The organism is Blautia sp. HCP3S3_C4, assembly GCF_052064095.1.
Taxonomy (GTDB): Bacteria; Bacillota; Clostridia; order Lachnospirales; family Lachnospiraceae; genus Blautia_A.
In genome coordinates, this window is record NZ_JBQHWF010000011.1 from 55,631 (window position 1) to 68,532 (window position 12,902).

Consider the following 12,902-nt stretch of genomic DNA (forward strand, 5'->3'; position numbering starts at 1 on the left):
CTCAAAATTAGTATTCGCCTATTTTAAAATGACTGCATAAGGAGTATAATAAGCCTATACTAATGAAAGGATTCATATCATGGCTATATTAAGACTTACAGTCGTTTTATCCCTCTGATCTGGCGATACTCAGTGTTGAGGATACAGATGATGAAATCATCATTCACATGCATTCCACAAGTACATCCTGCACTTGTCACAGATGTGGCGCTTTGTTGCATCAGCATCATGGAGCACACCATCGTACTGTACAAGACCTTCCCATACTGGGAAAACAGGTGATGCTGGATATGCAGATTTATGATTATGAGTGTACCAGCGATACTTGCGCACTGTTTGCACCAACAGAGACATTTGACGGATTTCTCAGTTACAACAGCAGGATGACAAACCGTCTTGAAGATTTTGCCTGTGCGCTTGCAGTTGAGACAAGCTGTGAAGCCAGTGCCAGGATTATGAAATCCATGAACATAAAAATCAGTGGAGACACTATCATCCGTTTACTGCTGAAAAGATATTCAAAACAACCGGCTGAAACATGCGGTTCTTCCATTGGCATAGATGATTTCGCATTTAAAAAGCGGCACACGTATGGAACCATAATAGTTGATGAGGCAACACATAATCCTGTAGCGGTTCTGGATGGAAGGGATGGTACAGCCCTGAAAGAATGGCTGAAGCAAAATAAGCATGTAACCACTGTAACCAGAGACCGAGCTTCTGCCTATGCCAAAGCAGTGGAAGAAATTCTTCCCGACTGCATGCAGATTGCAGACCGTTTCCATCTTCATCAAAATCTGATGGAGGCTGTGAATAAAATCCTTGGACGGGAGGTTCCTGCCACGAATGGAATTCCTGTTAATTCATTTGAAAATAATGCAGATTTACCCACATACCAGATGGAAGCAGGTAAAAAAAATCCTGTTGAATGTGGATAGCCTATCGGAAAAAGAGCAAAAATGTCGAAATCTCATTGAGCAGATACAGGCACTCCACAAAGACGGATTTTCTGTTCAGGAAATCTCACAGATCACAGGAAAAGATCGTAGGACCGTAAAAAAATATCTGGTGGGAGATCCCAACAAACTATGTCACAGCAATGTACACGGATCACTGGAAAGATATACCAATTTTATTATCAAAAGCATACAAAGTGGTCTGACCCAGTCTGCGATAGCCAGAAAGTTGGCGGATTTGGGATATGCTGGAACTTTTACAAATGCCAGACAGTATATATGCAAGGTTGCATCTGCAAATGGTCTGGAAATCAGGAAATACTGCAATGGTTCGGCCAAATACAATGATGATGGCAACAAAAAAACAGATATTGATTATATAACCAGGAAAGGTATCTTCAATTATCTCTGGATGAATAGAGAACTCACACAAAATCACAGGGATTTCCTGTGGGAACAAATGCCAATCCTTTGGGAAGTTGAGCAGTGTATCAAAGAATTTCGTAATCTCTTCAGTAAGAAAAATTTGCCGCTTTTATATCTTTTTATAGATCACTACAAGACCTCCGAAATAAAGGAACTTTCTAGTTTTGCTAATGGTCTGGAAAAGGATATCAGTGCAGTTGAAAATGCCGTTGCCAGTGATCTGAGTAATGGGTTTGTGGAAGGAACTAACAGTAAACTCAAAATGGTCAAGCGTACCATGTATGGACGATGTAGTAAGCAATTGCTGCAGGCTAAGCTAATGTATCGTATCGCTGATTAGATACTAACAAATGCGCAAGAACCATTTTTATTTTACAATAAACAGACTGTAGCCGATGCAGTATTAATAGAAACATTGTGGAATGTAAAGAAATTTTGATAGACGAATTCAATAACAATATGTTACACTTTATAAAAGTTAGAGTTTAGTATATCAAATATAAAGGGAAGTGTGTCTATTGAAACAAATTAAAAAGAAACTTCCAATAGGAATAGAAAATTTCGCAAAGCTTCAGGCAGAAGATTTTTACTATGTAGATAAAACGATGCTTATCAAAGAACTTCTAGATAATTGGGCGGAGGTGAATCTGTTTACACGTCCGAGAAGATTTGGTAAAACATTGAATATGAGTATGCTGAAAGCATTTTTTGAATTAAACAGTGATAAGAACTGTTTTAAAGGCACAAGGATTTCCAGAGAAGTTTATCTTTGTGAACAATATATGGGAAAGTTCCCTGTGATTTTTATTTCCCTGAAGAGTATCAGCGCGCAAACTTATGAAAAAGCCTGTGATATGGCAATACAGATTGTAAATGGTGAGGCGCGTAGATTTCAGTATTTATTGGACAGTGAATGTTTGACAGAATATGATAAAGACGCGTTCAAATCATTGCTTCTGCCGAATATGAAGGAATCTGTTCTGTGCAGCAGTCTGAGAATTCTGTCAGAACTTTTGGAGAAACATCATGGTCAGAAAGTTATTTTGTTGATTGATGAATATGATGTGCCTCTGGCGAAGGCATATGAATTGGGATATTACAATTCAATGACTCTGCTGATCCGTAACTTGTTTGAAAATGCATTAAAAACAAATGACAGTCTGAAGTTTGCTGTGCTTACAGGCTGTATGCGTATCTCAAAGGAGAGTATTTTTACAGGATTAAATAATCTGAAAGTTTTGTCGGTAGCAGATGTACAGTTTGATGAATATTTTGGATTTACAGACAGTGATGTAAGAAATATATTGGAATATTATGAGCTTTCTGAGCATTATGATGAAATAAAAATGTGGTATGACGGATATCAGTTTGGAAATGTAGAGGTTTACTGTCCCTGGGATGTGATAAATTATTGTGACGAATTGCGTATAAACCATATAGCGCAGCCACAGAATTACTGGTCTAATACCAGCAGTAATGAAGCTGTGAAACGTTTTATTCAGGAGACTGATAAGGGAACTGTTAGAAAAGAAATTGAGAAACTGATAGCAGGAGAAACAATTGTAAAGGAGATTCATCAGGAACTGACATATCAGGATATGTATGCTTCAATTGAAAACCTATGGAGTGTCCTTTTTACTACGGGATATCTCACACAGACCGGAAGAAAAGATGCAAATACGTTCATGCTTACCATTCCAAATATGGAAATACGTAATATTTTTCTGACACAGATTATGGACTATTTTAAGAAAACCGTTTCTGAGAATGGAGAAGCACTTGAAAAATTCTGTAATGCACTAAAAGATGGAAATTCCGAAGTGGTAGAACAAAGTTTGAACAATTATCTGAAAAGGACCATCAGTATTCGGGATACCTTTGTAAAAAAACAGATGAAAGAGAATTTTTATCATGGGATTTTACTTGGAATTCTTGGATTTCAGCAGAACTGGAGTGTGTCATCAAATAAAGAATCAGGTGATGGATACAGTGATATTCTGATAGAAACAGAAGATCAGGAAACAGGAATCATTATAGAAATAAAATATGCCGAAACAGGGAACCTGGAGGCTGTCAGTGAAGAGGCATTAAAACAGATAGAAGACAGACGATATGAAGAGCAGCTGTTGGAAGAGGGGATAGAGCATATTTTGAAATACGGTATTGCATTTTACAAAAAGAAATGCAAAGTAATGGCAGTTAAATAAAGGAATCTCAGAGCATCCTCCTGACAAGATGACGAAAAGAATTAAGTGATGATGATTAGGGGGCACAAAAAATGGATAACATGAAAGTTATATTGCAATTTGCACAAAAAATAGATATAATAAAAAAAACAATTGCGCATAAGGTAGGAAAAAGCTGCTTATATGTAAACTGGTAAGTATGCTGGGATAAAGTATAGACAGTAAAAGTGAAGAATTGCGAAGGAGACAAGAATTATGGGAAAAAGAGCAGCAGGAATTTTAATGCCGGTCAGCAGTTTGCCGTCAGATTATGGAATTGGATGTTTTTCCAAGAGCGCCTATGAATTTGTAGACTGGTTAAAGGAAGCCGGTCAGACTTATTGGCAGATTCTGCCGCTGGGACCGACCAGCTATGGAGATTCCCCATATCAGTCCTTTTCTACATTTGCAGGAAATCCGTATTTTATTGACCTGGATACACTGGTGGAAGAAGGGGTTCTGGATAAAAAAGACTGTGAGAAAGTAAATTGGGGAAAGAAGCTTGATGATGTAGATTATGAAAAAATCTACAAAGGCCGTTATCCGCTTCTGAGAAAAGCTTACGAGAACAGTGAAATCAGTAAGAATCCTGATTATCAGAAATTTGTAGCAGAGAACAGCTGGTGGCTTTCTGATTATGCTCTGTTTATGGCAGTAAAGGATCGCTTCGAGGGTGTAGAATGGACAAAATGGGCTGAGGATATCAGACTTCGTTGGAATAATGCTATGGATTATTATCGTGAGGAGTTATATTTTGATATTGAGTTCCAGCAGTATATGCAGTTCAAATTCTACGAGCAGTGGATGAAACTGAAATCCTATGCAAATTCAAAAGGAATCCAGATCATCGGCGATATTCCTATTTATGTGGCAATGGACAGTGCAGATGCATGGGCACATCCGGAATTGTTTCAGCTGGATCAGGACAATGTACCGCTGGCAGTAGCAGGATGCCCACCGGATGGATTTTCTGCAACTGGTCAGTTATGGGGAAATCCGTTGTATCGTTGGGATTACCACAGACAGACAGGGTACCAGTGGTGGATTTCCAGAATGAGCTATTGCTTCAGGCTGTATGATGTGGTAAGGATTGATCATTTCAGGGGATTTGATGAATATTTCTCTATTCCTTACGGGGACAAGGATGCCACAGGCGGTCACTGGGAAAAGGGACCGGGGATTGATCTGTTCCGCAAAATCCAGCAGGCTCTTGGATGGAAAGAGGTTATTGCAGAGGATTTGGGATATATGACAGATTCTGTACGCCATCTGGTATATGAAAGTGGTTTCCCAGGTATGAAGGTTCTGGAATTTGCGTTTGACTCCAGAGATTCCGGATGTGCCAGTGATTATCTGCCTCATAATTATCCGGAGAACTGTGTGGCATATACAGGAACCCATGATAATGAAACGATCGTGGGATGGTGGAATAGCATCACAGCGGCTGAGAGAAAATTGGCAAGAGATTATCTGTGCGATCATGCCACACCGGAGGAGGAACTGTACAAATGTTTCATCAGTCTGATCATGCGCAGTGTTGCGCGTGTGTGTGTCATCCCGATGCAGGACTATATGGGACTGGATAACAGATCACGAATGAATCAGCCTTCTACAGTTGGTACGAACTGGAAATGGAGAATCAAGAAGAGAGAGCTTACAAAAAAACTTCAGAATGAAATCCATGATGTGACATTGCGTTATGGACGTAAGAACTGGGATTAAATACATAATGAAATAATTGGAATGATGACAGCGTTTCGGATATAAATAATATCCGGAACGCTGTTTTCGGATAAAAAATGCATTGATTTTCGGGTAATGTCTGATAAAATATTAACCAGAAAAATAATCAATTAAAACATAACCTGTCAGGAGGAGATGCAGATGAATTATAATAAATTAGAAACCAGTCTGATAGATGTAATTAAAGAAGAACAGGCGAAGCTTGGATATAGGAAGGAGAAGATTAGTCTCTATTATCCGCTTAGTTCCCTGAATCATTTCTTTGGCGGTGAGGCAGATGCAACAGGCATGATGGAGATTTTAAAAGATTTTCCTTCTTATATAGAAGAGAAATTTGGTGAAGTAGCAGTATCACACAGAGGAGATCGTTTCTGCTTCACTGTTTCGGAAAAAGCTTCCGAATATGTACATAATAATATGAAAGAGAATGAATTTATCAAGGCATTGATTGAACTGGTGGGCAGACATGGATGTACAATAGATGAAATTAAAGAACTGTTTCATTCTTATTCAGATAAAATCATTACTGAGCCGATGGATAACGGGGAATTTGATGTGATGATCCGCTTTGATGACGGATCAGATCCTTACTATTATTGTTTTAAGGACGAAGGATGCCATATCATTTACCATAGATTTCTGCCGGAAGACTATGCAGATTTTGGATTCTGATAAGAAGGAGTGAAAAAATTGTCGATTGCTGGATCAGCAAAAATATATGTGACATTTGCTATAAAAGTATGTTATTTTTTGCAAAATACTGACAAAAATAAGTCGAAATTCTATATTGACAGATAGTCTCAATAATGGTAATTTTTACTTGACTCCATGTTTTTATTTATAGAAACGAGTAACATTTTATTACATTATTTTACAGGAATAAATACTACATAAAATTGAATTGACAGTTGGAGGGAAAGATAGAATGAGAAAAACCAAAATTATCTGTACAATGGGACCGTCTACTGATAAAGGTGATGTTATGGAGCAGCTTGTGAGAGAGGGAATGGACGTAGCACGTTTCAATTTCTCACATGGACCTCACGATGAACAGAGAGGCCGTATCCAGAAACTGAGAGAACTTCGCGAGAAATATGACAGACCTGTTGCAGCACTTCTTGACACAAAGGGACCGGAGATCAGACTTGGATGTTTTAAGGAAGGAAAGGTTTCCCTGGAAGAAGGACAGCTCTTTACATTTACCAATAAAGATATAGAAGGAACTAACGAGCATGTAAGTATTACCTATAAAGAACTTTATAAAGATGTACAGCCAGGCGGACACATTCTGGTTGATGATGGTCTTGTAGATCTGGAAGTTCAGGATATTCAGGGAAGAGATATTGTATGTAAAGTTATTAATGCAGGCGTAATCGGTGATAAGAAAGGTGTCAATGTTCCAGGGGCAAACCTGAAGATGCCGTTTATCAGCAAAAAAGACCATGATGATCTTCTCTTCGGTATTCAGGAAGGATTTGATTTCGTTGCAGCATCCTTTACACGTACTGCAAATGATATCCGCGAAGTAAGAAAAATCCTGAAAGAAAACGGCGGTGAGGAGATCCAGATCATTGCAAAGATTGAGAATCAGCAGGGTGTTGACAATATTGATGAGATTATTGAAGCAGCAGATGGTATCATGATCGCCAGAGGTGACATGGGTGTTGAGATTCCGCCGGAATATGTACCGGTTATCCAGCAGAAGATTATCCAGAAGGTTTACACAGCAGGCAAACCGGTTATTACTGCAACACAGATGCTGGATTCCATGATCTCTCATCCAAGACCAACCCGTGCAGAGGCTTCTGACGTAGCAAATGCCATTTATCAGGGAACAAGTGCTACTATGCTTTCCGGAGAAACTGCAGCAGGTAAATATCCGGTACAGGCACTTCAGATGATGAGCCGTATTGCAGAGCATATGGAACAGAATATTGATTATAATGCAATTTTCAAGAAAACAGACAGAAATGAGAATCCGGATATTACAAATGCGATCGCACATGCAACCTGCCTGACAGCAATTGACCTGAAAGCCAGTGCAATCCTTGCAGTGACAAAATCCGGAAGCACAGCTCATATGATGTCCAAACACAGACCAGGATGTCTGATCGGTGCATGCACAAGCTCTGAGAGAGTTCTTCGCCAGCTGAATCTGTCCTGGGGTGTTTACCCAATGCTGATCAAAGAAGAATACAGTTCTGAGATTCTTTGCCTGAGAGCGATCGAAGCAGCACAGAAGCATAAACTTGTAAAAGTTGGTGACACTGTTGTATTCGCTGGTGGTGTACCGCTGGGAATTCCGGGAAGAACCAACCTGATCCGTGTCTGCACAGTTGATTAACCGAATTAATCAACCGAATTAATCAACCGCTTGACTAAAGACATAATTGCCGTAGTAACTATTTGAAAAAGTAGTTATTGCGGCTTTTTATGTTAAGAATCCCACATTGCAGGTTAATAGGGAATGTGATATACTGAAATCTGACTAAATCAGAGCAGCTCTCTGCGAGGACTGTTACAGAATAATATACAAAAGTCAATATTTGGAAAAAACGGGGGTTGGTTATGAAATATGCGGTGGCAATTGACGTTGGAGGAACGAATACAAGAGTAGCACTTGTGAATGAGCGGCTGGAAATCACAGACAGACAGCAGTTTTCTACGAATCCCGAAAATCCTGGGGAAACTTTGAGTAAGATTTCAGAGGTAATACGGGATTATGGAGAAAAAATCGTAGGTGTGGGAATGTCCTGTCCAGGACCGCTGGATCTTATTCATGGACAGATTTTAACTCCTCCAAACCTGCACGGAGATTGGCAGCATTTGTTTGTAGCCAGAGAACTGAGTACTCTTACCGGACTGCCGGTATATCTGAACAATGATGGAAACCTGGCTGCCCTTGCTGAGGCAGTTGCCGGAGAAGGAAAGGATTACCGCTATGTACAGTTTTTGACGGTATCTACAGGAATCGGTTCTGGGTTTGTAATTGACAGACAGATTTATCAGGGGGCTCATGGATGGGCGAATGAGGTAGAGAATACTGTTATGTGGGAAGGCGGACCTTGTCATGGCACGATCCTGCCCGGAGGTATCGAAGGAATCAGCAGTGGAACTGCGATTACCACCAGGGCAAAAAAAGCAGGATTGCAGGTAAAGCATGCAGGAGAGGTAAACGATCTGGCAAAGTCTGGAAATGAGGTTGCTGAGAAGATCATGACAGATGCAAAATTGCATCTTGCTAATTTTATTGCCGGAATATATAATCTGACAGATCCGGATATTGTAATCCTGGGAGGCTCTGTAGCGATTAAGATAGAGGGATTTGTAGAGGAAGTAGAGGTATTGGTGAAAAGTAAGGTTTATGAAGCACAGAGAAGCTTTATTAAAGTCAGAAAATCCATATTAAATGAGGATTCCGGACTGATCGGTGCGGCATATCTTGCTTTTTCAAAGGAAAAATAGAGCATTGTCTGAAGAGAAGGGGAAAAGTAGAATAAAGGAACAGTGAATGAAAATGGATATTTTACAGAAGTTGAAAAGATACAGAAAAAAATCTGGCTGTTTTTTCTGCTGACTGTTTTTTGTGTGGAGCCTGTAGAACTGCCTATGTGACCGGAGCCAGATCCGGACATGTTACAATCAGGGAACTGGATAGCCTGCAGCTGGAAGACTGCACCAAACTGATGGTTGTGGCACATCCGGACGGTGAGACTCTCTGGGGTGGTGCCCATTTATTGGATGGAAAATACTTTGTAGTATGTCTGACTGATGGATATAACAAGGTCAGGAGACGGGAGTTTTTGAATGCGATCAAAGAATCCGGGAATAAGGGACTGATTCTCAGATATCCGGATAAGGTTCGTGGAGAGCGCTCCAAATGGGTAGGAGATAAGAAAGATATTATCAAAGATTTGGATACAATCCTTACCTATAAACATTGGAATATGGTGGCAACTCATAATCCTGAGGGAGAATATGGACATATCCATCATCAGATGACCAGTCAGCTGGTCACACAGGAATATTATCGTAATTATCAGATAAATAACCTGTATTATTTTGGAAAGTACTATAAAAAGAAAGTTCTTCCGGATATTGCGGATTCGCTTCCGAGAATATCGGCTAAGAGTGAATCAGCTAAAAGAGAACTGCTGCTTAACTATAAATCTCAGAAAAAAGTTGAAAATATGTTTGCCCATATGATTCCTTATGAGGACTGGAGCCAGTCAGGGGAGATCTGGGCAAAATAAAGGATCGTTCAATGTCTTTATCATAAGATTTTGAACTGTGATAAATAATAATTGGAGAACAAAGAATGCTGAATCAATTTTCTAGAACAGAGCTTTTGCTTGGAAAAGAAGCTATGGACAAATTACAGAATTCCAGAGTAGCCGTGTTTGGAATCGGCGGGGTAGGAGGATATGTGTGTGAGGCACTGGTCCGAAGTGGAATAGGTGCCTTTGACCTGATCGATGATGACAAAGTATGCCTGACTAATCTTAACAGACAGATTATTGCTACCAAAAAGACGGTAGGCCAGTATAAGACAGAAGTAATGAGAGACAGGATTCTGGAGATTAATCCCAAGGCAGAGGTGATAATCCATAATTGTTTTTATCTTCCGGAGAATGCAGATGATTTTGATTTCAGCGAGTATGATTATGTGGTGGATGCGGTGGATACTGTAACTGCCAAGCTTGAATTGATCATGCGTGCCAAAGAGTCCGGGACTCCGGTCATCAGCAGTATGGGTGCCGGGAATAAGCTGGATGCCAGTGCGTTTCGGGTGGCGGATATTTATAAGACGAAGGTTTGTCCGCTGGCGAAGGTTATGCGCAGGGAGTTGAAGAAGCGTGGCGTGAAGAAGCTGAAGGTTGTTTATTCGGAGGAGCAGCCGATCAGACCGGTTGAGGATATGGCGATCAGCTGTAGGTCGCATTGTATTTGTCCTCCGGGGGCAAAGCATAAGTGTACGGAGCGCAGGGATATTCCCGGCAGTGTGGCGTTTGTGCCGTCTGTGGTGGGATTGATTATTGCGGGAGAGGTTGTTAAGGACTTGACTGCGGAGTGCAGGAGATAAAAATGTTTATGTGGATGTGTATTGTATCAGAGATGGTATGGTGCACATCTTTTTTTGTTTGGGGGCGGGGGACGCGCAGAAAAATAATTCATTTTGTGTGCGGTTTCGGACACAAAATGAATTATTTTTCTGCGCTGTGCACTGGCAGTGGAAAAAAATGTAGGTCTTAAAATTTTGTGTGCACACAAAATTTTTGCGGGGTGTTGAGGTGGGGAGAGGGATGGAGATGGAATAGAAGTGAAAGTTGGCTGCTATTCGGAGAAGTGTGGTGATGAGAAAGGGTCAACAGAGAGGGAATGTGTTGACTATCATAGGGTTTCAAAGTATAATGATGGCTGGTGAATTGGGCGGAAATATAGGGTGATTCATCAGATGTAGGCGATTGATTTTTAAGAGATAAAGGCAGGTTATATATGAATACAATTAGTGTGGAAGAGTTGGAGAAGATTGATGCTTCTGAGATTACGATCGTGGATGTGCGGCCGGCGGATCAGTATAGTAGGGGGTCTTTTCCTGGGGCGGTGAATATTCCGCTGGATGAGTTTGATGAGAAGATGGAGGCTGTTGATAAAGATAAAACAGTATATGTTCTCTGCCATACGGGGGACAGAAGCCGGGATTGTGTGGAGAAGCTGAGTGATGCAGGGTATGAGGCTGTGAATATTGAAGGTGGATATCGTGCCTATCTGAGACTTTCTCTGAGCCGTTTTATGGAGAATGATGCTAAGGAGCAGAAGGAACTGAAGACGAAAGAGATTGAGCACAGTATTATCAAGACGTTCAGAAAGACAGTCTGGAGACCGTTTACTAAGGCTTTGAATGAGTATCAGCTGATTCAGGAGGGGGATAAGATTGCTGTCTGTATTTCAGGTGGTAAGGACTCTATGCTGATGGCGAAGCTGCTTCAGGAGCTGAAGCGTCATGGGAAGATTCATTTTGAACTGGTGTTTCTGGTAATGAATCCGGGCTATAATGCAGATAACTGGAAGATTATTCAGGATAATGCAGAGCTTCTGGGAATTCCTCTTACGGTTTTTGAGAGTGATATTTTTGATACAGTGGCAGAAATTGAGAATAATCCCTGTTATCTTTGTGCGAGAATGAGACGTGGTTATCTGTATTCTCATGCCAAGGAGCTGGGATGTAATAAGATTGCGCTGGGACATCATTTTGATGATGTGATCGAGACGATCCTTATGGGTATGCTGTACAGTGGTAAGGTGGAGACTATGATGCCGAAGCTGCACAGTCAGAACTTTGAGGGAATGGAATTGATCCGTCCTATGTATCTGATCAAGGAATCTGCGATCAAGGCATGGAGAGATACCAATGGGCTGCACTTCATTCAGTGTGCATGCCGTTTCACCGAGAACTGTGTAAGCTGTGGGGGCGGACGTGGTTCCAAGCGTGATGAGATGAAAGAGCTGGTTGCACAGTTTAGAAATACAAGCAGCGTGATCGAGACGAATATCTTTAACAGTGTGCGGGATATTAATCTTCGTACTGTTATGGGATATCATAAAGATGGAGAATACTACAATTTCCTGGATGACTACGATCAGCGTGGAAATAAGGGCGCTGGTAAGGAAAAAGAATGATAACAGCAAAATCTTCATTTGTGGAAGAGAAATACACTGCTCAGTATTATAGTGGGAACGGTTGTCTGTATGTTTCTGGTGCAGGTGGTGTTCTAAAAGGAGGAATCCATGACCTTACAGGAGATTCTTGAAAGTGTAAAAAGTGGTTCTGTATCTGTAGAAGAGGCAGAGAGAATCCTTAAGAAAGAAAGTTATGAAGAAATGGGATATGCGAAGCTGGATACAAGCCGCAAGGCAAGAACCGGTTTCGCAGAAGTAATCTACTGCAGTAATAAGGCAGATGAACATCTTCTGAATATTTTTGAAAGATTATACAGAGAAGACGGCGAGGTATTCGGAACCAGAGCTTCCCAACATCAGTATGAACTGGTGAAGGAGAAGTTTCCGGAAGTGGAATATGATCCGATCTCACGCATCTTAAAGGTTGAAAAGAAAGATAAGAAGCGTATTGGTAAGATCGCCGTGTGTTCAGCAGGAACTGCAGATATTCCGGTTGCTGAGGAAGCTGCACAGACAGCGGAATATTTTGGCACAAATGTTGAACGGATTTATGATGTGGGAGTCAGCGGAATGCATCGTTTATTCTCCAGACTGGAGACGATCCAGAGTGCGAACTGTGTAATTGCAGTTGCGGGAATGGAGGGAGCTCTTGCCAGTGTGATGGGCGGTCTGGTGAGCAGACCGGTGATCGCAGTACCGACTTCTGTGGGTTATGGTGCAAGTATGCATGGTCTTTCGGCACTTCTTACCATGATCAATTCCTGTGCGAATGGGATTGCTGTGGTGAATATTGATAACGGCTACGGTGCCGGCTATCTGGCAACACAGATCAACCGTCTGGCAGCAGGTACAGATGAGAAAGGAAATTGAT

General features: G+C 41.0%; 12 protein-coding genes. All 12 read left to right on the forward strand.

The annotated features are described in order from the left end of the window. The first annotated feature begins 290 nt into the window (after positions 1 to 290). The 12 genes from ACTNC6_RS10990 to larB all read left to right on the forward strand — a co-directional run bounded on the left by ACTNC6_RS10990 (position 291) and on the right by larB (position 12,901). Positions 291 to 938, forward strand: a complete 648-nt coding sequence (locus tag ACTNC6_RS10990) for an ISL3 family transposase (RefSeq protein ID WP_441044109.1) — start codon at positions 291 to 293, stop codon at positions 936 to 938. Next, complete coding sequence (locus ACTNC6_RS10995) at positions 847 to 1,722, forward strand: transposase (protein WP_441044110.1); 876 nt, start codon at positions 847 to 849, stop codon at positions 1,720 to 1,722. The genes ACTNC6_RS10990 and ACTNC6_RS10995 overlap by 92 nt, the downstream gene beginning before the upstream one ends. Positions 1,723 to 1,900: 178 nt before the next feature. After that, positions 1,901 to 3,589 carry an AAA family ATPase gene (locus ACTNC6_RS11000; RefSeq protein ID WP_441044111.1) on the forward strand — a complete coding sequence of 563 codons (1,689 nt, stop codon included), beginning with the start codon at positions 1,901 to 1,903 and terminating at the stop codon, positions 3,587 to 3,589. 234 nt (positions 3,590 to 3,823) lie between these two features. Further along, positions 3,824 to 5,329, forward strand: a complete 1,506-nt coding sequence (gene malQ / locus ACTNC6_RS11005) for a 4-alpha-glucanotransferase (RefSeq protein ID WP_441044112.1) — start codon at positions 3,824 to 3,826, stop codon at positions 5,327 to 5,329. Between the two features lie 162 nt (positions 5,330 to 5,491). Beyond that, positions 5,492 to 6,022, forward strand: a complete 531-nt coding sequence (locus ACTNC6_RS11010; protein WP_441044113.1) for a DUF3877 family protein — start codon at positions 5,492 to 5,494, stop codon at positions 6,020 to 6,022. A 253-nt stretch (positions 6,023 to 6,275) separates the two neighbouring features. Continuing rightward, on the forward strand, positions 6,276 to 7,694 hold the full coding sequence (gene pyk / locus ACTNC6_RS11015; RefSeq protein WP_441044114.1) for a pyruvate kinase: 1,419 nt from the start codon (positions 6,276 to 6,278) through the stop codon (positions 7,692 to 7,694). 224 nt (positions 7,695 to 7,918) lie between these two features. After that, a complete protein-coding gene (locus ACTNC6_RS11020; protein WP_441036623.1) occupies positions 7,919 to 8,815 on the forward strand; it encodes an ROK family protein in 897 nt (298 codons plus the stop codon). A 119-nt stretch (positions 8,816 to 8,934) separates the two neighbouring features. Further along, on the forward strand, positions 8,935 to 9,603 hold the full coding sequence (locus tag ACTNC6_RS11025) for a PIG-L family deacetylase (protein ID WP_441044115.1): 669 nt from the start codon (positions 8,935 to 8,937) through the stop codon (positions 9,601 to 9,603). Between the two features lie 65 nt (positions 9,604 to 9,668). Then, the gene (locus tag ACTNC6_RS11030; RefSeq protein ID WP_441036621.1) at positions 9,669 to 10,433 is read left to right on the forward strand and encodes a tRNA threonylcarbamoyladenosine dehydratase; all 765 of its coding nucleotides are present in this window, start codon (positions 9,669 to 9,671) and stop codon (positions 10,431 to 10,433) included. A gap of 413 nt (positions 10,434 to 10,846) precedes the next feature. Further along, positions 10,847 to 12,031 carry an ATP-binding protein gene (locus tag ACTNC6_RS11035; protein ID WP_441044116.1) on the forward strand — a complete coding sequence of 395 codons (1,185 nt, stop codon included), beginning with the start codon at positions 10,847 to 10,849 and terminating at the stop codon, positions 12,029 to 12,031. Next, positions 12,028 to 12,162 (forward strand): hypothetical protein, encoded by a 135-nt coding sequence (locus ACTNC6_RS11040; protein ID WP_022380740.1) that lies wholly within the window; start codon positions 12,028 to 12,030, stop codon positions 12,160 to 12,162. The genes ACTNC6_RS11035 and ACTNC6_RS11040 overlap by 4 nt, the downstream gene beginning before the upstream one ends. Next, a complete protein-coding gene (gene larB, locus ACTNC6_RS11045; RefSeq protein WP_025580512.1) occupies positions 12,140 to 12,901 on the forward strand; it encodes a nickel pincer cofactor biosynthesis protein LarB in 762 nt (253 codons plus the stop codon). The genes ACTNC6_RS11040 and larB overlap by 23 nt, the downstream gene beginning before the upstream one ends. Position 12,902: the final 1 nt, after the last annotated feature.

Bases quoted from the DNA above. Each gene is read 5' to 3' on its own strand.
- ACTNC6_RS10990 (WP_441044109.1), top strand. From the start codon at position 291: ATGCAGATTTATGATTATGAGTGTACCAGCGATACTTGCGCACTGTTT.
- ACTNC6_RS10995 (WP_441044110.1), top strand. From the start codon at position 847: ATGGAATTCCTGTTAATTCATTTGAAAATAATGCAGATTTACCCACAT.
- malQ (WP_441044112.1), top strand. From the start codon at position 3,824: ATGGGAAAAAGAGCAGCAGGAATTTTAATGCCGGTCAGCAGTTTGCCG.
- ACTNC6_RS11010 (WP_441044113.1), top strand. From the start codon at position 5,492: ATGAATTATAATAAATTAGAAACCAGTCTGATAGATGTAATTAAAGAA.
- pyk (WP_441044114.1), top strand. From the start codon at position 6,276: ATGAGAAAAACCAAAATTATCTGTACAATGGGACCGTCTACTGATAAA.
- ACTNC6_RS11020 (WP_441036623.1), top strand. From the start codon at position 7,919: ATGAAATATGCGGTGGCAATTGACGTTGGAGGAACGAATACAAGAGTA.
- ACTNC6_RS11030 (WP_441036621.1), top strand. From the start codon at position 9,669: ATGCTGAATCAATTTTCTAGAACAGAGCTTTTGCTTGGAAAAGAAGCT.
- ACTNC6_RS11035 (WP_441044116.1), top strand. From the start codon at position 10,847: ATGAATACAATTAGTGTGGAAGAGTTGGAGAAGATTGATGCTTCTGAG.
- ACTNC6_RS11040 (WP_022380740.1), top strand. From the start codon at position 12,028: ATGATAACAGCAAAATCTTCATTTGTGGAAGAGAAATACACTGCTCAG.
- larB (WP_025580512.1), top strand. From the start codon at position 12,140: ATGACCTTACAGGAGATTCTTGAAAGTGTAAAAAGTGGTTCTGTATCT.